Source organism: Pseudoalteromonas sp. T1lg122 (assembly GCF_002964825.1).
GTDB lineage: Bacteria > Pseudomonadota > Gammaproteobacteria > Enterobacterales > Alteromonadaceae > Pseudoalteromonas > Pseudoalteromonas gelatinilytica.
Genome location: NZ_PQCG01000034.1, coordinates 297,807 through 319,197 on the forward strand (window position 1 = coordinate 297,807; position 21,391 = coordinate 319,197).

General features: G+C 41.2%; 18 protein-coding genes. 8 read left to right on the forward strand and 10 right to left on the reverse strand.

Features of this window, described 5'->3' with window-relative positions:
• The first annotated feature begins 173 nt into the window (after positions 1 to 173).
• Positions 174 to 635, forward strand: a complete 462-nt coding sequence (locus C2M33_RS19510) for a globin (RefSeq protein WP_105175216.1) — start codon at positions 174 to 176, stop codon at positions 633 to 635.
• On the opposite strand, the gene C2M33_RS19515 is transcribed toward C2M33_RS19510, so the two are convergent.
• Positions 630 to 1,412: a hypothetical protein gene (locus C2M33_RS19515; RefSeq protein ID WP_105175217.1), complete on the reverse strand. Its 783-nt coding sequence runs from the start codon at positions 1,410 to 1,412 to the stop codon at positions 630 to 632. The genes C2M33_RS19510 and C2M33_RS19515 overlap by 6 nt on opposite strands.
• A 131-nt stretch (positions 1,413 to 1,543) precedes the next feature.
• Between C2M33_RS19515 and C2M33_RS19520 the strand changes: the two genes are divergently transcribed.
• The 4 genes from C2M33_RS19520 (at position 1,544) to C2M33_RS19535 (ending at position 5,930) form a co-directional block, all read left to right on the forward strand.
• On the forward strand, positions 1,544 to 3,094 hold the full coding sequence (locus tag C2M33_RS19520) for a cryptochrome/photolyase family protein (RefSeq protein WP_199776379.1): 1,551 nt from the start codon (positions 1,544 to 1,546) through the stop codon (positions 3,092 to 3,094).
• 117 nt (positions 3,095 to 3,211) lie between these two features.
• Positions 3,212 to 4,225, forward strand: coding sequence for a hypothetical protein (locus tag C2M33_RS19525; protein WP_063706747.1), 1,014 nt, complete (start codon positions 3,212 to 3,214; stop codon positions 4,223 to 4,225).
• Positions 4,225 to 5,409 (forward strand): peptidyl-prolyl cis-trans isomerase, encoded by a 1,185-nt coding sequence (locus tag C2M33_RS19530; protein WP_233999277.1) that lies wholly within the window; start codon positions 4,225 to 4,227, stop codon positions 5,407 to 5,409. Before C2M33_RS19525 ends, C2M33_RS19530 begins: the two co-directional genes overlap by 1 nt.
• Positions 5,406 to 5,930 (forward strand): hypothetical protein, encoded by a 525-nt coding sequence (locus tag C2M33_RS19535; RefSeq protein WP_105175218.1) that lies wholly within the window; start codon positions 5,406 to 5,408, stop codon positions 5,928 to 5,930. Before C2M33_RS19530 ends, C2M33_RS19535 begins: the two co-directional genes overlap by 4 nt.
• Positions 5,931 to 5,969: 39 nt before the next feature.
• On the opposite strand, the gene C2M33_RS19540 is transcribed toward C2M33_RS19535, so the two are convergent.
• A complete protein-coding gene (locus C2M33_RS19540; RefSeq protein WP_063706740.1) occupies positions 5,970 to 6,416 on the reverse strand; it encodes an Hsp20 family protein in 447 nt (148 codons plus the stop codon).
• Between the two features lie 329 nt (positions 6,417 to 6,745).
• Here C2M33_RS19540 and C2M33_RS19545 point away from each other — a divergent pair, with 329 nt between their 5' ends.
• From C2M33_RS19545 to C2M33_RS19555, 3 genes are all read left to right on the forward strand, one after another.
• Positions 6,746 to 7,204 (forward strand): TlpA family protein disulfide reductase, encoded by a 459-nt coding sequence (locus C2M33_RS19545; protein WP_233999279.1) that lies wholly within the window; start codon positions 6,746 to 6,748, stop codon positions 7,202 to 7,204.
• A 118-nt stretch (positions 7,205 to 7,322) separates the two neighbouring features.
• The gene (locus tag C2M33_RS19550; RefSeq protein ID WP_054553185.1) at positions 7,323 to 7,586 is read left to right on the forward strand and encodes a GrxA family glutaredoxin; all 264 of its coding nucleotides are present in this window, start codon (positions 7,323 to 7,325) and stop codon (positions 7,584 to 7,586) included.
• A gap of 147 nt (positions 7,587 to 7,733) precedes the next feature.
• Positions 7,734 to 9,557: a DEAD/DEAH box helicase gene (locus C2M33_RS19555; protein ID WP_063706736.1), complete on the forward strand. Its 1,824-nt coding sequence runs from the start codon at positions 7,734 to 7,736 to the stop codon at positions 9,555 to 9,557.
• A 145-nt stretch (positions 9,558 to 9,702) separates the two neighbouring features.
• On the opposite strand, the gene C2M33_RS19560 is transcribed toward C2M33_RS19555, so the two are convergent.
• The 8 genes from C2M33_RS19560 to C2M33_RS19595 form a co-directional block, all read right to left on the reverse strand.
• A complete protein-coding gene (locus C2M33_RS19560) occupies positions 9,703 to 11,262 on the reverse strand; it encodes an AbgT family transporter (RefSeq protein WP_063706734.1) in 1,560 nt (519 codons plus the stop codon).
• A 149-nt stretch (positions 11,263 to 11,411) separates the two neighbouring features.
• On the reverse strand, positions 11,412 to 11,690 hold the full coding sequence (locus C2M33_RS19565; protein ID WP_054553188.1) for a YfcL family protein: 279 nt from the start codon (positions 11,688 to 11,690) through the stop codon (positions 11,412 to 11,414).
• 2 nt (positions 11,691 to 11,692) lie between these two features.
• Positions 11,693 to 12,835: an ATP-NAD kinase family protein gene (locus tag C2M33_RS19570; RefSeq protein ID WP_063706732.1), complete on the reverse strand. Its 1,143-nt coding sequence runs from the start codon at positions 12,833 to 12,835 to the stop codon at positions 11,693 to 11,695.
• A complete protein-coding gene (locus C2M33_RS19575) occupies positions 12,825 to 13,394 on the reverse strand; it encodes an elongation factor P hydroxylase (RefSeq protein WP_063707205.1) in 570 nt (189 codons plus the stop codon). The genes C2M33_RS19570 and C2M33_RS19575 overlap by 11 nt, the downstream gene beginning before the upstream one ends.
• Positions 13,395 to 13,484: 90 nt before the next feature.
• Complete coding sequence (locus C2M33_RS19580) at positions 13,485 to 16,661, reverse strand: HD domain-containing phosphohydrolase (RefSeq protein ID WP_105175220.1); 3,177 nt, start codon at positions 16,659 to 16,661, stop codon at positions 13,485 to 13,487.
• A 122-nt stretch (positions 16,662 to 16,783) separates the two neighbouring features.
• The gene (locus C2M33_RS19585; protein WP_105175221.1) at positions 16,784 to 19,225 is read right to left on the reverse strand and encodes an HD-GYP domain-containing protein; all 2,442 of its coding nucleotides are present in this window, start codon (positions 19,223 to 19,225) and stop codon (positions 16,784 to 16,786) included.
• A 105-nt stretch (positions 19,226 to 19,330) separates the two neighbouring features.
• Complete coding sequence (locus tag C2M33_RS19590) at positions 19,331 to 20,494, reverse strand: GGDEF domain-containing protein (protein ID WP_063706726.1); 1,164 nt, start codon at positions 20,492 to 20,494, stop codon at positions 19,331 to 19,333.
• A gap of 175 nt (positions 20,495 to 20,669) precedes the next feature.
• Positions 20,670 to 21,320, reverse strand: coding sequence for a glutathione S-transferase family protein (locus C2M33_RS19595; protein ID WP_063706724.1), 651 nt, complete (start codon positions 21,318 to 21,320; stop codon positions 20,670 to 20,672).
• Positions 21,321 to 21,391 lie beyond the last annotated feature (71 nt).

Sequence of the window (21,391 nt, forward strand, 5' to 3'; positions counted from 1 at the left end):
TATAAGCATGTAACGCTCAATTAGCAACCTTCCGGCATGAATTAGTTAGACTATTTTTTACCTAAAAAAATTATGACAACCTTGTCATAAAATTTCCCATAAGCGAAAAATCTCGTCTATATTTAGTCATATAATAAGAACAACCTATAGCCTTGGCTATTAAGCGATTTACTATGAGTCTCTCTTCGTTTCAAAAAAGACTGCTACAACAAGATATTGAATTGCTAAAACCCGATTTTCATCAGTTTACAAGCGCATATCATCGTAGTCTTTGTTCACGTAAGTTAACCATGTCAGTGCCTGAACACGAAAGTATAACTAAACGCAGTTATATTCTTTACTGTGCGCTCAACAAAGTAGTAAGCCACCTTGATGATCTATTGCAAGTGACGCCATTTATTCATTATCTAGCAAATAATCTCAGCTTTTTAAATGTGTCGTTTGAGGACATCGATATCCTTTGCGATGCATTTATCGAAACCCGCAAATCGTATATGCATCACATCAACACGCAATTACAACAAGCTTGGCTGCAAGCTATGCGTATATTTGCCAATATTGTCAAAAGTTACTTGTTTGCTTACTCAAATGTGGTGTCGTTTAGCGCGTATTGTCCGGCACGTTTAAGCTCATAACCTAGTTAACTCGCTGTTGAGTCTGTCGATTTGTTTTTGCTCAATGGCGATAAGCGTATTAAAGCGGCTAGTTAGCGCAGTCATTTTGTCTGCTAAGGCACTATCGCTATTTGCATCAGCTAAATTTCGAGGGCGGCTATTTAATTGTTGCTCAAGCTCTGAGATTTGTACGTTTAACTCACTTTGATAAGTATCTATTTTATTTTCATGCTCTGAAATTTTACGCATAATTTGTTTTGAGCGAATAAAACTAGCAACCTCATTATTAGCAACCGTATTTGCAGATGAAGTTAACGTGTATTTTTCAGCCGTGAGTCTATCTATACTGCGCTGCTCACTGTCTATAAGCACGCCGTAACGCTCAGATACCGCGGTCATTTGCTTGGCAATAGCCGCTTGTTTTTTAGCCCCTACCAAGTTACGTAGCTGAGCATCTGATTGCTCAGATAAAGCCACTATTTCCCTGTCCATTTTGAGCTTGAATGTGTCAATTTTATTGTTATGTTCTGCTATTTGTGCATCAATTTGCTTTGACCGAATGTAACGATCAACCTCTGCAGTATCTTTATCTGCTGATGGTTGTGCAGTATTTTCTGACGCGCTCGAAAGGTGTGGGTTTTGCTCTTTTATAGTGATTAGCTTTGCATCTTTGCCGCATGGCTGTTGACTAAATTCAGCAATACCATTTTTCTCACAGTGATACACAGTGCTGTGCGCTGTTTGGCAAACTAAGAGACTTATAAATAATAAGTTTAGCTTTAATGGAATAAGTGTCATGTCATGCCTTCCCTAGTAAATGACTCATTATGAACTTCATAATAGTACCTTATATATAGACTAAAATTATCGATCTATCTTGGTGTTTATTTCGTAATTACCTAGATTACTTGCTGCAAAGGCTATTAGAAGTGCAATACTCTACCCTGCGATTTATTTTTGGCGATCAACTTAATGCTAGCCACAGCTGGTTTAAAGAAAAATCACAACCAGACACGCTGTATGTCATTGCTGAGTTAAAACAAGAAACAGACTATGTAAAGCATCATATGCAAAAAGTGGTCGCCTTCTTTGCAGCAATGGAAAACTTTGCCAAAGCACTTACAAAAGCAAACTTAAACTGTCTGCACCTTACACTTGATGACACACAAAACGATGCTTCATTAACTGAACTACTCACCCGGTTAGCTAAGCATTATCAGTGCCACAATATTGAGTACCAATACCCTGACGAATACCGCCTTAAACAACAACTCGCTGATTTTGCAAAGCAGAGCGAATTTAATGTCAATGCGGTTGATTCGGAACACTTTCTACTACCTTTTAATGACATTGACCAGCACTTTAAGCCAAATAAGCCGGTAAAAATGGAGTTTTTTTATCGTGCTATGCGCAAACGTTTTACTATTTTAATGGACGATGATAACCAACCTCGTGGTGGCAAATGGAATTTTGATCAGCAAAATAGAAACAAGTTAAAACCAAGCGATCTTAAAGAAATTCCCGCCCCCTTATGCTTCGCCCATAATGTAAGCCACATTCTAAAACGGATTGAAAAGCACCAAGTAAACACCTTTGGTGAGTGTAGTGAAACACTTATCTGGCCAACAACCCGCGCTGAAGCAAAACAATTGCTCGATTTCTTCTGCGACCATTTACTGGTGCATTTTGGTCAATTTCAGGATGCTATGACGTGCCAATCAGCGCATCAATGGTCTTTGTATCACAGCCGATTATCGTTTGCTTTAAACACCAAAATGCTGCACCCGATGCAAGTCATCAAGCGGGTATTAACCAGCTTTGAAAAACAGCAGATTGATATTGCACAAGTAGAAGGCTTTATCCGTCAGATCCTTGGTTGGCGTGAATATGTACGCGGTATTTATTGGCAAAATATGCCTGATTACGCCAGCAAAAATGCCTTAAATGCAAAGCGCGCCCTACCTGACTATTTTTGGCATGGCAAAACAAACATGAATTGTATGCACCATGCCATTACACAAAGCTTGCAAACGGCTTATGCGCATCACATTCAACGTTTGATGATCACGGGTAACTTTTGCTTGTTAACCGCTATAGAACCGAGTGAAGTGGATGCTTGGTATCTGGGTATTTATATCGATGCAATAGAATGGGTAGAAATGCCCAACACACGAGGAATGAGTCAATTTGCTGACGGTGGATTAATTGCAACTAAACCCTATGCGGCCAGTGGTAATTACATCAACAAAATGAGTGATTATTGCAAACACTGTAGCTACAACATCAAAGAAAAAGCCACTGATGATGCATGCCCATTCAACAGTTTATATTGGCATTTTATGTTAGAGCACGAACAGCAACTATCACAAAACCCACGCATCGGTATGATCTATAACAACTGGTATAAACAAGATGAATCTGTTCAGCAAGCAACACTCAAGCGCGCTAGCTGGTGCTTAGATAATCTAGAAAAGCTGTAATGACAAAGAACCAAAATAGGTAAAGTTGTTAATTAAATGTTTAATTTTTCTGTCACTCTAGTGTAATCACGCTCTTTTTTAATAGCGCTGCATATTAAATAACACTATGAGGACACAATGAAAAAAACACTTATTAGCGCAGCGTTTTTAGTTGCATGCAGCAGTAACGTACATGCGTTTAGTCAAGAAACCCACAAACGTATAGTGATTGATGCTGTTAATTACATGCAACAACACCCAAGCACAACACAATACGCTGCGTTAGCCAGCTATGCACAGCAAAATAATATGACTATCACTCAACTTGGCGAGCTACTTGGTCAAGCAGCCTATGACGTCGATGATTTTGAGGACACGTTTTTTTGTGGTGCTATTACAGGTTCTTGTGTACAAGCACCAGTTTGGGGTGCTGCAGAAAGTATCGTGAAATACACCAGTTATTGGCACTTTCAAAATCACACGCAAGGTGCTGATCAACACGGCAACGACTTTGGTGGCTACAACTATCAAAAGCTGACGGTGTGGGGGACGGTTGATAATCTTGCAGCGACATGGCTCAAAGGCGATTACCTAGATGATGGTAAAGGTGGCGAAACAGGCTGGTTCAATGCTGACTCTTCAAAATATAATAGCTATGGCGTTACTGAAGCCCATTACCGTATAGATAGCCAATCAAGTTACAGCATGTATGATGATTTTGAGGAAATGCCATTCCAACCTATCGATAACTTAGGGCAATACTGGTATCAAAGTTACTTACAAAGCGGAAATCCACAGATTTTAGGTTTTGTATTTCACACCACCGATTTACTCCAGCCTCATCATACTTGGACAACCTCTGATTTAAATCACTCAAGCTGGGAAAGTTGGGTGAATGATTATTACGACCAAGAAAACCTCAATGATCCAGCACTTGTTACACAAGCAATGGCGACCTTTGCAGCATTAGATACACAATCAACTGATGTACGTCCCTTATTAACCCAAGGTGGGGCATTTTCGTATGCACAAGGTGGGATCGTGTTAAATTCAGAAGATCATTACGACCGACTCGATACTGCAAAACAAGTGGTTCCTCATGCGATTGCAATGGTGGTTCACCTACTTAATCATGCCATGGTTGCTCGATAATGCGTGGGCTTTACATTTTGACAGCACTGCTAGGTTTGCTTTTTAGCAACCTAGCAGTTGCTGCGTTTAATCAATACACGGAATCTGAAATTGATCTCATGTGGCAGGTCTACAAAGAACAACGCCCTGAGATTAGCAAACAGCAAACACGTGAACGCCTTTACGAAAATCAATTTTTACTTGAGTACGCACAGAAAAACATGCCAGAGCTTGTAGAGCGCCAAGCAAGCGTTGGCTTTTCGACTCATTACCATGTTATGCGCTACTTAGATAATCTGTTTATTCATCAGCTAAATCTCAACGATAAACCAGCTACAACAGGGCTTGAACCATTTGATAAACACTGGCTGAAAACCAACTTAGGGCAATACCCGCTAAATGGTCAGTACAGTGATAACCAAATCAAACAGTTCAATGCTATTAAACTCAATTTGTTTGAAAACTCAATGACGCTGTACGAATTTATTGCGCCTCTTTCTATGCAGACTCGCTTTCGTTTGCATCAAGGGGATAGCGACTTGTTCAAAACCGAAATTTTAAAACATCGACAATTTATTTTGCATTTAAAGCAAGCTGACGCAGTCTTACAAACACAGCAACTTTCGCTACCCCATCTTTATTCTATCGCCAAGGGCGATATTTTAAGACCTTCAATTCAAAGCTGGCTAGGCATAAAAGGTATTATGCATGTTGATAGCCCAGTACTAACTCGCTTAGAAAGCACCGTAACTGGCACTGAAATCCAGCAATATTACCAACAACACAAAGAAAGATTTCATTATCTAAAATCGGTTAAGGCCCATGGCGGCGAATTTACCGAAAGAGAGGCAGCGTTAGCATTTAGAAAGCAAGCAGAAACAAGTTCAATACAACACGCACTAAAGCAATTAAATCAGCCCGATATTTACACTCAATATAAAAACCTCTTAACCCGAGAGCATAAACGAAATTGGGCAGTACAATTAGCTTTCACACAAAAACCTCAACAGTTGAGTGAGGTAATACGCTCACCGAATGGTTTATGGGTGGTAGTAATGAGCTATGATCATACTTTTGGCTACTTTAACGCAAATGACGAAACCGTGCGCTATCAAGCTAAAAAAGCCATCGCAATTGAAAAAGCCAAAAGTAGCTATCAACAACAATGGCTGGCGTGGCAAACACACCATGGCGTTAAGCTATGAAATGGTTAGCTTTAGCACTCATGGTACTGTTCAGCGCTGCCGTTGTTATTCATCTGCAAACTCACCCTATTAGTTTAGCGCCAGCTAAAAAAGCACCGATGTCCGTTGAGGTTGAAAAGAAAGATGTTCATGATCAGCAAGCACTGACCAGCACGCTCGAAAAGCAAGCCCACCCAGCCATTGAGCAAATCGACAATGCCAGCATCAAAGCGATAATCACCACACCTGATTATATAGCCCCTATTGCAAAGCAGCCCCAGCAAGCAAAGCGGTTTACAGGTGATCTTAATGATCACAAAGCATATCAGACATATCATCAAGCGCAGCAAACTGAACTAGAGCTTCGCTTTATTGATGCCGCAGAAAGTAAAATTGCTACTCTCGAATCCCTTTTAGAACGTGGTAAGCAAGCGGGATTGTCAGAAGATAAGCTTAATGAAGCCGTCGATAAAATTGCGGCTTTAAAGACGATGCAAGCAGAATTAATTGCAAAGCATAACGAAAAAAGCCGCCTCAGATGAGGCGGCAAAACTAACTAGGGGAAACAATGCTGTTGGAAATTACTTATTTTCGAGTAATTTACCGTTACCGATTTCGATTTTACGTGGTTTTAGTGCTTCTGGAATTTCACGTTGTAAATCGATACTTAGTAAGCCATTTTCAAGGTCAGCGCCAAGTACTTTAACGTGGTCGCCCAACTGGAACTTACGTTCAAAGTTACGCTCTGCAATGCCTTGATGAATAAACTTACGTTCCGCATTATCTTGTTTATCAGCTTTAGTACCGCTAACTTTTAAGGTGTTGTTTTCTGACTCAATGGTCAACTCACTGTCACTAAAACCTGCTACGGCCATAGTGATACGATATTTGTCTTTATCGAGTGCTTCTATGTTATACGGAGGAAAACTAGGCTGCTTGTCTGTGCGTGCTGCCGCATCCATTAATGATGCTAAATGATCGAAACCGATGAATGAACGATAAAGTGGTGATAAGTCTACTGTACGCATAATTATATCCTCATATTTAAGCGATATTTTGTTAGTACTCTTCTTTTGAACCAGCGCTAACAAAGTTAAATTAATACTATATATTTCAATTACTTTAGTTTGGTTGGGACCCATCAGGCGTCCTCACTAAACTATTTATGGGCGGGCAAAATCTTTTCAAGATTTTTAGCAAAAAAAATTGCAATTTTTTTAAATTAAATGAAATTTAAACACCCTCAAACGGGTCTGAATAAGTTGATTTTAAAGGGCTAAACACGTACAAAATAACAATGAAAAAAAATCCAACTTTTTTAAAAAAATTTATCAGGGTGCTAAAAAATGTCGTCTTAATGGCGGTCATTGTGTATGCCGTAACCTTATTTCAACAACGAAATTTACTCTCAACTGATAAAACCCCTGCCCCTTATTTTAATTTAGCCACGTTAAAAGACCCGACAGAGCGGATGACCATTGCACAATTACAAGGCAAGCAAACAGTAGTGTATTTCTTTGCGCCATGGTGCTCAATTTGTCGTTACAGTATGCCGAATTTAGAGACCGCCCATCAGCAAGGTAAGCTTAATGCGATAGCGATTGCACTCGATTACCAAAGCATTGCCGAAGTTAAACAGTTTACGGATTCGCTCGATTTGACTATGCCTGTATTGCTTGGCAGTAAAAGTACAGGTCAAGATTACAAAATCAGTGCTTACCCAACTTATTATGTTATTGATGAGCAATTGGCCATTACTGCACATTCTATGGGTTACTCAACAGAACTGGGTCTTAGAATGCGAACGCTTGATTAGCTCAATCGCTAATAATGAGAAAAAACAGAACAGAGCAATCGATTTTATGCACTGTTTTTATTCATTTAATTCGTTAAGATGATAACCAGATAAACACATTCACATCGAGGAGAGCGATATGTTAACTGTAATTTTTGGCCGTGAAGGCTGCCCATACTGTGTTCGTGCAAAAGACGTTGCTGAAAAACTAGCTAACGAGCGTGACGATTTTAAATACCGTTACATCGATATCATTAAAGAAGGTATCAGCAAAGCAGATTTAGAACAGTCTGCTGGCAAACCTTGCCCAACTGTACCACAGATTTTTATTGACCAAGCCCACATTGGTGGCTTCACTGAATTCGAAGCGTACGCTAAAGAAAATTTAGGGTTATATCAATAAATTGTAAACGTGGTTGATTTTGGCAAATTTAAACTGATTAAATTATGACCAACATCAACCACATACAAATTAGTTGTAATTTATACAAGCAATTGCCTTGTATTTCCTATACAATGCGCGCCTCTTTAAATTCGTTGAGGCGTATTAATGTCAGAACCAGTCACGTTTGAATCTCTAAATCTTTCTCCTGCAATCCTTAAAGCAGTTGAAGAGTTGGGTTACAAGACTCCATCTGAAATCCAAGCTCAATGTATACCGTTATTGCTAGAAAGAAAGGACGTACTGGGACTAGCGCAAACGGGTACAGGTAAAACAGCAGCATTTGCTCTGCCGTTACTAAATAATATTGACCCGTCTGTGAAACAGCCACAGATCCTTGTTTTAACGCCTACGCGTGAACTTGCGATCCAAGTAGCTGAGGCATTCGAACAATATGCTAAGCATACTCGTGGTGTTGAAGTTTTAGCCCTTTATGGTGGCCAAAGCTATAGCATCCAATTAAGTGCACTTCGTCGTGGCGCGCAAATCATTGTTGCAACGCCAGGCCGCTTAATCGACCACATTAACCGTGGCACAATCAAGTTTGAGAGCTTACAAGCCCTTGTTCTTGATGAAGCAGACGAAATGTTACGCATGGGCTTCATTGATGATGTTGAAAGTATCATGGAGCAAACGCCGCGTGAAAAGCAAACATGTCTTTTCTCTGCGACTATGCCAAAGCAAATTCAAAATATCAGCAGCAAGTACATGAATGAGCCTGAGCAAGTTCATATTTCTGCTCGTAACTCAACTGTATCAACTGTTGAACAAGTATTTTGGAATGCACACGTACACAAAAACAAAGCTATCGTTCGCTTCTTAGAAGCTGAACAATACGATGGCGCGATTGTTTTCGTACGTACACGTAACGACACTGTACAATTAGCTGAATTACTTGAGCATGAAGGTTTCTCTGCTGCACCACTTAATGGTGACATGAACCAACAAGCACGTGAACGCACAGTAGACCGTTTGAAAAACGGCCTAGTTGATATCGTTATTGCAACAGACGTTGCTGCACGTGGTCTTGATGTTGACCGTTTAAGCCTAGTAATCAACTACGATATTCCACAAGACTCAGAAGCCTACGTTCACCGTATTGGTCGTACTGGTCGTGCGGGTCGTACAGGTAAAGCGATTCTTTTCGTAAAACATAACGAACGTTATTTACTTAAAAATATCATTCGTCATACGAAATCAGATATCGCACAAGTTGAATTACCGACTGCTAAAGTAGTTGAAGAAAAGCGTATCAAAGCACTTCAAGACAAATTAACAATTGCTCTTGAAAACAAAGACATCACTTTCTTCAATCAAGTTGCTGCTGATATGGCAGAAAAACTTGAGTTAAGTGCTGAAGACTTAGCAGGTGCATTACTTTGTTTAGCGCAGCAACAATCACCAATCAAGGTTGAAGAAGTTAAAGCTCAACCGCGTGGCGAGCGTAACGACCGTCGTCGTAACGAACGTGGTGATCGTGCTGAGCGTGGCGACCGTCAAGGACGCGAGCGTAAACCTCGTGAGCCACGTGAGCGCAACAGCCGTAACATGGGTCCTATGGATACTTACCGTATCGAAGTAGGTCGTGAGCACGGTGTACAAGTTAAAAATATCGTTGGTGCGATTGCTAACGAAGCTGATATCTCGAGCAAGTTCATCGGTGATATCCGTCTTCATGACACGCACAGTACGGTTCAGTTACCGCAAAACATGCCAAAAGACGTGTTAGACCATTTCCAAAAGGTGTTTATCTGTAAGCGCCCAATGAATATGTCTTTAACACAAGATCAAGGTCCAGCGCCAACTGCTGCACCTCGCTCTGAGCGCCCAAGCGGTGATCGTGGTGATAAAAAGCGTAACTTCAAAGATCGTGGTGAAAAACGTGGTGGCCCTCGTAAAGAGCGTCGTCCAGTGAGCTTCACTGCGAACTAATTGAAGCTTTAAGCAATAAAAAAACCTTGTCATGAGAGTGACAAGGTTTTTTTGTGTCTAAAGTAAAGCTGTCAGCCGTCAGCTATCAGCCTTCAGTATTTTTAAAGCCTCACGCTGGATGACTGAGGCTTTGTTACTTTAATCCTTATGAGCCGATGGCTGGGTATGCGTAGCTTGATTGTAAGCCAAGTGGGATGCCTAAGCCCCAATACGCGAGTAAGAAGATACTCCAACCGATTAAGAAGGCGATTGAGTACGGTAACATCATCGCGATTAAGGTGCCGATACCGGTGCCTTTTACATACTTTTGACAGTACACAACAACCAATGGGAAGTATGGCATTAGTGGCGTGATGATATTCGAGCTTGAGTCACCTACACGGTAGGCAGCTTGCGTTAAATCAGGTGAAATACCCAGTTGCATCAGCATGGGTACAAATATTGGTCCTAGTAACGCCCATTTTGCGGAGCTTGAGCCAACAAACAGGTTCACAAACGCCGTTAAAAAGATAATACCGATCACCGTTACTGAGCTTGGTAGTGCCATTGCTTTTAACAGCTCTGCTCCTTCAATTGCAAGTAATGCACCTAGGTTTGATTTACTAAATGCAGCAATAAATAACGCACAGAAGAACGCCATAACAATATAATAAGCCATACCGCTCATCGCTTTGCTCATTGCATCTATCATATCTTTAGAGCTTTTGAAGGTACCCACGGCAAAACCGTAAACGGCACCTGGGATCCAAAACAGTAAGAAGATAAGCGGTACAATTGATTGCATTAACGGTGAACGGAAATTAGTTAATGAGCCATCGCTGCTTCGCATCGCAGAGTCTGCTGGGGCCGAAACAAACCAAAGTAAAGCAAGGCCAGCAATCATCACTGTACTTGCAATATAAAACGCACGTTTTTCATCACTGCGCGCTTCATCAAATGCAGGTAAGTCTTCAGTATCTCCATCAAGTGGCGTGTTTTGTAAACGCGGCTCGATGATTTTATCTGTGATATACCAGCCTAATAAGATAATAAATAAGCTCGAAGCTGAGGTGAAAAACCAGTTATTGAGCGGGTTAATCGCCATATCTGGGTTAATAATTTGTGCGGCACTTTGGGTAAAGCTTTGCAGTAACGGGTCAATCCCAGACGGAATAAAGTTTGCGCTAAAGCCACCACTTACCCCCGCAAATGCTGCAGCAATACCAGCAAGCGGATGACGCCCCATCGCATAGAAGATTACCCCAGCAAGTGGGATCACTAATACATAACCCGCATCCGTAGCGGTATGGCTGACAATCGCCACTAAAATAATAGACGGTGTTAAAAGCTGCTTAGGCGTAACCTTTAACATTAATTTAAGGCCAGTATTGATAAAGCCAGAATGCTCAGCAACACCAACACCTAACATAGCAACCAGCACCACACCAAGCGGCGCAAAGCCAGTAAAGGTCTTCACCATTGAAGACAAAAAGGTGGCAAGGGAATCCCCTGCTAATAAGTTATGCACTACAATCGCTTCACCGGTGCGCGGGTCGATTGCATCAAATGTGGTGCCCGAAAAGAGCCAAGATAAAAACCAAATAAGCAGCATTGCGACTAAAAATATAATCGCCGGATCAGGTAGTTTGTTACCCACCCTTTCAATCGTATTTAGAAAACGTGCGATTGCACCACTTGGTGCCTGCACATCATTATTGTTATTCATTTTCAAATTCCCTGGAAAAATATCTTTTTTACCTTAACGCATCTGTGCAATGAGGTAAATTTTAAGTTAATGGAATTACCCAATAAAGGTAATGTGAATATGTAAAAAAAGCGACAAAAGGCCGCTTCTTTAGATTCTATTTAAGTCAATTAAGCTGCAAGTGCTTTTACTTCATCCCACAGACGCACAACAAGCTCTTTATCTTCTTCGTTAAGCTCGCCGTTGCGATAAGCTTTAACGAGGCTAGATTCAACTTGATTGTTTAGCTCATCAATCGATAAGTTTAATTCTTCTACTTGTGCATAGCCTACAGCTAAGTCAAAGTGACCACGCAAATAGCCACCAGCAAATAACTCGTCGTCTGTTGCTTTATCGACTAAATCATCAAAATATTGCTGCGCTGCATCAATATAACTTACTAAACTCATTGTTACTTCTCCTCTGGGTGCAGCCCATCTTGATGACCCACTGCATACATAATATGGTCATTAAAACCTGTGGTTACTCGAATATAACCACTTAATTCATCGTCTAGTTCACTATCACCCGTATCGGCAATCAGTGGTCGGCCATTCAAGGCCTGTAATTTAGTTTTCGTCGCTACCACAATAATATTGTCGCGACCAATGGCACGAATAAGTGCCGGGCTTAATTGCTGATTACCTCGACCGAAAATATGGCCTTGGCCACCAATTAAAGTGATCACCAACTTGGTTTCTTTACCTTCTGTGAGCTCAAGTAATTGCTGGGCAGTTAAGTCCTGCGCAACAAGCTCTTGGTCTGCCACTAAGTCTACGCCTAGCAAGGTATTTTCAAGACCCATTTCTTCCATAATTGCCGCGACTGTAGACCCACTGCCCATCACATACAAGCAGTCTTCATCCATTTCACTAACAACATAGGCAGCTATATCGGCAAGCACTAATTCATCGGTTTCTTTACCGCCATTTTTAACCGCTTGTACGTAGCGCACTTCACTTGGCACTTGCATTTCGCCGTAGCGCTTAGCCTTTACTGTACCTTCGCGAAATGCCTCTTCGTCGATATCCATCACATCGGCATCACCAAGGCTTACAAGTTCACCTTTAACTAGCATCTCAACAACACGTCCAGCTGCTTTGGGGGTTATTGCATAAACACCAGAATGGATTTTACAACCAGCAGGAATACCCAGCACAGGGGTACTATCACCAACCGCGTGGCAAATATTGCGAGCAGTGCCATCACCACCCGCAAATAAAATAAGGTCGACACCTTGCTCAACTAATAACTTAGCAGCCTGCTCTGTGTCTTCAGGTGTAGTGATATCATTTGTTTGGTAAATAACATGAGTATTAAAACCAAGTTGGCTTGCAGTTTGCTCACCCATTTCACCGTTTACAGTGTAAATAGTTAAGTCATCTTGATGGGCAAGCAGTACTTCAAGCGCTGCTCTGGTGCGTAAGTTTGCTTTTGGCTCAGCGCCAAGTTGCATTGCTTTTGCAGCTGTCTCTGCGCCATCACTGCCCTTTAATGCGACACTGCCACCTAAGCCGGCAACCGGGTTTACAATTAAACCTAATTTAAACTGCATTAGATAAAGCTCCTGGGTTGTCCTGATAATCACGCTGCCATGTAAACTGTGCAGCCGTTAATGGCCATGGGGTATTATAAAAATCGCTCAATGCGTTAAGCAGTGCTGTTGTGCGCTGATTAAAGCCAGATGCTAAAAAGCTCAACACCTGCTGGTGAACCCGCGCTTGAAAATCAAATCGGCAGGTTTGCTCGCCATTAAGATTATCTACCGATACATTAAAATCGAAACCCGCTGCGGTACTGAGCGCCCATTCGATAGCTTGGGGCTTTACTTCAACCGCTTCAAATTCAGCTTGCTGGTGCTTATCACGGCCATCAGGGCAATACCAATAGCCATAATCTTCTTTTAACCGACGCGCCTCTCCAGCCACTAGCCAATGGGCAATTTCGTGTAAGGCGCTGGCATAAAAACCATGGGCAAACACAATTTGGTGATAAGGCGTTTGCTCATCAGCAGGTAGGTAAATAGGTTCATCATCACCCTTTATCAAACGCGTGTTATGGCTTTGATAAAAAGTGTTTTCAAAAATAGCGATTAAGTCAGCAATCTGATGCATACGGCTTGAATTCATCTCGTTAAAAGCGTCACTAAAAACGAGGCGAATTGTACGGACTTTTCACTGTAAAGTAAAAGCAACTACCCTCAGTTACAGGTATTTTGCGATATCAACATCATCGATTTGTGCTGGGTTTAAATAGCGTTTTGCATATTCAAGGTAAATACCTGAAGTTAAAAACAATTTGAATACATCTTCATCAACATGTTGATCGGCTACCATCTTGGCTAAAATATCTATGGCAACACTCAGCGGTTTGGCTTTTTTGTATGGTCTATCGGCTGCGGTTAATGCTTCGAAGATATCAGCCAGCACCAACACGCGCTCTGGTATTGATAAATCATCCGCAGACAACTTACGTGGATACCCTGTGCCTTTGAGTGTTTCGTGGTGGGTCGAGGCATAACGAGGCACACGAGCTAATTCATCAGGAAATGGTACGTTATCGAGCATCCGAATAGTGCTGATAATATGCTCATTGATTTTAAAGCGGTCTTCGTTTGTTAATGTACCGCGTTGAATTTGTAAGTTATACAACTCGCCAAGATTATACTTATACTCAGGAATAGTAACTTGAATTCCTAAGCGCTCGTCATACTGTATTGGTTTATCGTGGGCAATCAAATGCTCAGGTTTATCAGAAAGTAGCTTTTCAGTCACAGGCAGTTGCTCATCGTTGCTGTGAACTCGCAGCTCTTCCACTGGCGAAAGCCCTATCTTATCGTCAAAATGTCGCTGCCACGTAATGTTACTGAGTGCCTCTAAGCGCTCAAGACTTGCTTCATCCATAAACTCGCCACCCACATTGCACGCTGCGATAAACGAAAAATCACTGCGTAATTGTGATTGGCGTTTGCCAAGCTCAGCTTCAAGCTCAGGTTGCTTTTCTGGTGAGCTTTGCAACGCTTTTAAATAAGCGATTTCTGCATCTCGCCACAGTACTTCAAACCGTGTACGCACTTCGTGGATACGGTTATAAATGGTTTCTAACTTCGTGCCTTTATCTACGATATGCTCTGGGGTGGTGATTTTACCGCAGTCATGTAGCCAAGCTGCTAGGCTAAATTCTCTTAGCTCGTCTTTATTTTTAAAGGCAAACTCTTTAAAAGCGTGTTCATTTGAGTTTGAGGCCGCTTTGGCCAGCATAATGCCCAGCTCTGGTACCCGCTCGCAGTGCCCTGCTGTATAAGGCGATTTATCATCGATAGCCTGTGCAATAAGCTCAATAAATGACTCCATTAAGGCTTTCTGCTTTTGCTCATGCTGCTGAATAGATTGACTCATTTGCACCATGGAACTAGCCAGGTTATTGATTTCTTTAATACTACTTTTTAATGTAGATACTTGATCAAACTGTCGACGTTTAATTTTTAAGTTTTCGCCCTCTAAGGTCTTAATAGGTGCAACGATGGGTGAGGCAAAAAACCATGACACCGGCAATACCATAATTAAGCATGCGGCAGTGATAAAAATAGAAAGCTTAATTTTTTCACGGGTAGAGCTCAAAACGCCTTCTTTCGGCACCACTATCGCTAAGTAATCACTATTACTGCCCCCTTCTGAAAGCGGAGTGATATACACATATTTTTCAATGCCATTTAGGGTCATCAAACGTAAATGGGCAAAGTTTGTTTTATCTGTGATTAAACTTAAAAACTCAGGATATGGCACGGTACCAATCACTTGTGATTGCTGATTGGGATCGCTCCCTAACCATTTACGCTCGAGTGCCGCAATGTACGAATTTGGCAGGTGTGTTATTGCCATATCAATTAAGTCTTTAAGCGCTTCATCTTCTGGGTGAAATAATAAATGCAGGGTATCGGGTAAAAGGTCGTGGCTATATGTATCTAGCTGATTGTACTGAATGCCATCAATAAAAAACTGCTTTTGGGTGTATTTGAACACCGCCTCGTTATCTAAGCCTGCAAAGACCCGTCCTTGGCTAACTGCATCAAGTACCGCTTTTGTACTTGGTAGCTCAACAATGTCGATGTCGGGAAAGTGCTCTTTGATCACGTTAATCACCGACCAGCCCTCGCCTATCGCCAACTGTTTGCCCGCTAGCTGCTTCATGGTGACAACCGGTGTGGTGCCTTGTGCAGTAATTATGCTAAACGGCAACCTTGCCATGGTTTCACTCATTACACCAAGTGGCTCATTAGCAGGCGTTTTAAATATAGGCTGAATAATGTCTATTTCATTTTTTGCAAATTGCGTTAAAAACTCAGACCAAGTAAAACCGTTGATAAAGGTCACCTTAATTCCAAGCAACTCAGCCAAACCATTAATATAATCAATGCTATAGCCTTTGGGGTTTCCGCCGACACTAAAATCCATCGGTGGCCAGTTTGTCTCGTTTGATACGCTTAAATAAGGATACTTTGCCAATACACTTTGCTGCTCTTCAGTCAGAGGCAATTTTTCAAGCCTTGGCAGACGTAAGCTATTTTTTTGTTGATTAGAGGCAACAATTTCACCCTCTTTATTGTATATGTACAGCTCACTTAAATACTGGCTGCTCATTTTACTTTGCTGTTTACTTAAATATTCAGAGATGCTCGACAAACTAACGTCTAACGCTAAGACACTGTTTTCGCTTGCCGACTTTATCGAATAGGTTTGCCCGGGCGCTTGCAGGTGGGTAAAGAAATACGGCTTGGTTTTATTGACTCGGGCAGAATTTGCTTGCTTAAACCACAAACGCTCTCGGGGGTCATAGCTGGTACCTTTAGTTTGAGAAATGCGTAAATTAAATTGCTGATCAAAATAATGGGTGTGCTGAACACGCTCAGCCCCTTCGCCGGTAATGTGGATCACGACCCAGCGATCGGCTTCGATGGCTTGCAACTGCTGACGAACTATTTCACTACTTTCTAAATTTATTAATTCATAAAAGTCACCATTTTCATAGCCAACATACAAGGCATAAAACAATGGATTGAGCTGCATGATTTCACTCATGACATTTCTCAGTTCACTTTTATCTTCGCTGTCGGCACTGATAAGGCTACTGTTTTGTACCATTACACTTAGCGTGTTTTCCGACTTTTCATTGACACCGGTAAGGTAATCAGCGACAGAGCCAGTGGCTAAATTAAAGTTTTTAACACTGGCTTCTAAGGCCATTTTTTCACTGAAATAATATTGCAGACTAATTGCAATCAGGGCTGTTAATGAGGTGGCTAATACGAACACCGCAACAACGGTAAGACGAATCGAGAAACGTATTGTTTGTTTGAGTTTTTGAAAAGCAGATACCAGCACTTATGCATCTCCTTGCAATGCTTTGTTCGTAAATAATATTAGCTTGTATAATATGTATACACCAATAACTTTGTATTACAAACAAAAACACTGCAATATTAGCCTAAAGCATAAGCAAATAATTATCTTAGATATTTTTGAATATCGACCGAATCGATTTGCGACTCATGTAAAAACTGTTTTGCATATTTTAGGTAAATGCCAGAAGTTAAAAAGAGCTCAAATACGTCACGGTCAATGTGATCGTCTTCGACCATTTTCGCTAAAATATCAACAGCAACACTCAAAGGTTTTGCTTTTTTATAAGGTCTATCTGCCGCGGTTAATGCTTCGAAGATATCAGCAAGTACTAACACACGTTCAGGTATTGATAACTGCTTAGCGGTTAATTTTCGCGGATAGCCAGTCCCTTTTAAGGTTTCGTGGTGGGTTGATGCATAACGCGGAACTCTCGCTAACTCTTTAGGGAATGGCACACTCCCAAGCATACGAATTGTACTGATCACATGCTCATTGATCTTAAACCGATCTTCCGCTGTTAACGTGCCCCGCGCCACCGACAAGTTATAGACTTCGCCAAGGTTATATTTATACTCTGGAATCGCCATATTAATGCCCAAACTTTCTGGGTACTCAACGGCTTTTTCGTGTGGAATTAAATCACTTGGCTTATCGCTCAGGAGTGACTCTTCGACAGGTAAATGCTGATTTTTCAAATCAGCCATACGCATTTCTTCAAGGGGCGATAAACCTAAACTTGCGTCAAAATAGCGCTGCCACTTGATGCTAGCAACCTCATGTAAGCGAGACAACTGCGCTTCATCCATAAACTCACCACCGACATTACAGGCGGCAATAAAGCTAAAATCAGCGTGTAACTTTTCTGTTTGTTGCTCAAGCTTTTGCTTAAGCACAGATTGCTGCTCTGGGTGCGCTAATAGTTGCTCGTAGTAGGCAATTTTTGCATCACGTAGCAGCACTTCAAATCGGGTGCGTACTTCGTGAATGCGGTTATAAATGGTTTCAAGCTTAGTGCCTTTATCAACAATATGTTCTGGTGTGGTGATTTTACCGCAGTCGTGTAACCACGCCGCTAAACGAAACTCGCGTCGCTCATCCGGGGTTTTAAAGCTAAACTCAGAAAACGCCTCATCGGTTGAACCAGATGCCGCATCTGCAAGCCAAATACCCAGCTCTGGCACACGCTCACAATGCCCTGCCGTGTACGGTGATTTATCATCAATGGCTTGCGCAATGAGCTCGACAAAAGACTCCATCAGCGCTTTTTGTGAATTTTCATGTTGCTCAATGGAGCGACTCATATCGACCATTGAACTAGCTAAATAATGAATTTCTAGAATATGGCTCGAAAGCGTTGAAACCTCATTGTAATCGCGCTGTTGAATTTTTTTATTTTCACCCACTAGTTTCAGTATTGGGTTAACGATTGAAGAGGCAAAAAACCAAGAAACGGGCAGTAGCAAGAGTAAAAATAAGCCCGTCACTAAAATTGAAATACGTATTTTTTCTTTAATTACTGCTAACACATCTTCTTTAGATACCAGTACGGTGAAGTAATCCACTTCATCAGATTGCATATCGCTACTGAGCGGCAAAGGCAGCACAAACATGTACTTTTCTATGCCCTTTTCATGGACGCTCAGCATTTTGCCAAATTGATGCGCTTTATTAGCAAGCCCTGATTGCTGTTCATCCAATTTAATCAACTGAGATAAATCATCAAAGGTATGCTGATGGCTTTGATTTTTACTGGTTGCAATAATTTCGCCATTGCCCCGATATACATACATTTCACTTTCAACCAAGTGTTTCATTTTAGTTTGTTGCACGGTTAAAAAATGATTCAAGCTTGCACTGGCAATATCAATCGCTAATACATCGCCTGTTTGCGCTGACTTTATTGCGTAGGTATAACCTGGTACATCAAACACGTTAAACACGTACTGCTCGGTTTTCGTCACCGAAGTACTGGTTGCATCCTGAAACCAAACACGGGTGCGCGGGTCGTAATCTGTCGCTTTAATGTCTCTTTTACGAACGTTGAGCGACTCGCCTAAATACGTGGTTACTTGCTTACGATCGCTGCCCTGCCCAGTAATTTGGTAAACCAGCCAATGATCGTCTTCATCAAGTTGGAACGATGGAGGAAGCTTTGCATAGCCTTTTAAATTAATAACCTGCAATAAGTCGCCATTAGCATGACCAAGAATGAGTGAATAAAAGTCTGGATGGCGCGTTAAAATTTCAAGCAAAACATGCTGTAAAATGCCTTTATTATCTTGGCTATTCGAAAAGAGTCGCGTGTCGTGGATCATCACGCTCAAGGTATTATCGGCTCGCTCATTGATTCGGGTGATGTGATCAGCTATTTGTTGGCTAGTTTGCTTAAATTGCTCAGATTTAGTTTGTAGTATCAGTTTTTCACTAAAATAATAATGCAGACTAATCGCCACCACGCCAGTGAGTAAACTCGCGAGAGCGAATACCAGTAGAACACTGGCTCTGATTGAAATTTTATAGCCCTTATCATGGCGTGATAGCATTCGCGACTCCTTGCTAGCTAATAATTCAGATTGTTTTAAAAAATGATACTTTAAGATTATATCGAAACAACAATAAGGTACATGTATTTGTGCACTTTTCAGCCCCTATAGTTTGATGACTAATTGATTGCGTCCTGCATCTTTCGCCTGATAAAGCGCAGCATCAGCCCGTGAGATAACTGATTTTTTAGGCTCTTCTTGCATCACAGTTAAACCAAAGCTGGCGCGAATTGGTAAAGACAACTCACCAACCTCGCACACTTCACTATTCAATCGTGAAATCATACTATTGATAATAACCGTTGCATCAGGCACAGAGCATAGTGGCAGCACAATAACAAACTCTTCTCCGCCAAAACGATAAACGTCATCAGATGTACGTAGTGAGTGAGTTAAAAAAGCAGAAAAACGTTGTAACACGACATCCCCCACCTCGTGGCCATGGGTATCATTCACACGTTTAAAATAATCAATATCAGCCAGAATAACACACACTTGTTTTGCCTCACCTTGCTGTTGCTTAGCCAACCGCTGATATTCTTCATAGGCATTATCAAAAGCACGGCGATTGGGCAGCTGAGTAAGTGCATCTTTAAGGGCTTGGGTTTTCATTTCATGGGCAAGCTGGGCAAGCTGAGTATTTCTTACAAATAGTGCGCGGCGCATCGTGTGCTCTTGAGCTGCCATGATCAACCCCGCTAAATTTGCAGCCACATGCGCTAAGATCACCACATAAAATGAGTGAGTGGATATATCTTTATAGGAGTAAATAACAATCACAGCGAAGACACTGTAAGCAACACCTAAAAACAAAGATAACTTCAAAGATAACAATGTTGAAAAGTAAAAGGTGATCAAAATGATCACATCAAAAAACATGTGCAAAATATAATTTCGCTCATAGGTGACAACCATGAACTGGATATTCAAAAATAAAAACACCATAAACACGACTATTACGGGTTTTAACTGCCCTGGAGTTTTTATAAAACCTAAACCAAAAGCGCTTATTAAACAAACTGATATAGTAACGGCTCTACCGATCAGGGCAATATCGGGCCAAAAGCTCGCTTGAATGATCATCTTATCAAAGAATGTCACCAAAAAAGTGACTACTGCAATCAAGCAGGTAAGAAATTGAGCTATTTTTTTATCTTGTACGAATTTACTTTGCAAAAATGCTTGCTCAACCTGTAACGATTTAAATTGGCAAGCATAACGCTCAATCGACATATCTTCGTTTAATAATTTTGCTGCAAAAGCGCCCATAAATAAATGCCTACTACGAAAGGAAGTGAGGGGTGTTAGATTAAAGAGCAACTACTCTAGTATAGAGTGTATGCTCATTAATTAAACTAGTATTTTTGTATAAAAATACGACAAAAAACCCCAAATAAAAGTATAGTAGACAATAAATTAAATAGGAAAATACTCTAAATTTCAGTTAGTTGATTTCTTCACCTGCTTCATCACAGTCGACAATATCGGTTTCTTTAAGGGCCTCGCTGATCCAGCTTTGCATTACCGGGCAACTAAGTACGTGCTGGCAATAAGCTTGTGCAGCATGCGAAAGCTCCACCTGATACGTTTTGAAGCGCAGCACCACAGGTGCAAACATCGCATCAACAATAGAGAACTCACCAAATAACCATGCATTAGGGTAACTTTGCTGCTGAGCAGAAAATATCTCATCGATACGCGCAATGTCTTTTTTAGCTTGCTCTGATAATTCAACATGCCTGTTAGCCCGAATATTCATTGGCATTTCATTGCGAAGTGCAGCAAAACCAGAGTGCATCTCAGCCGCTAAACTGCGTGCTTTTGCTCTTTGGGCTATTTCACTAGGCCAAGCCGCACCATTTAGATAAGCATCATTGATGTATTCACAAATAGCGAGTGAATCCCACACGATTAACTCAGCATCAATAAGGGCCGGCACTTTTTGCACGGGAAACTTACTTTTTAATGCTTCATAAAACTCAGGCGTATCTAAAACTAATTGCAGCTCTGTAAAAGAGATATTGAATTTACTTAGTAAATACCACGCCCGCAATGACCAAGTTGAGTAGTTTTTATTGCCAATAAATAATTGCATTGTGCTTCCTTTAACGTTTAGATTAGACCCACTATAAAACAGCAATTGGGTAATTACTCGCCAATTGTTTT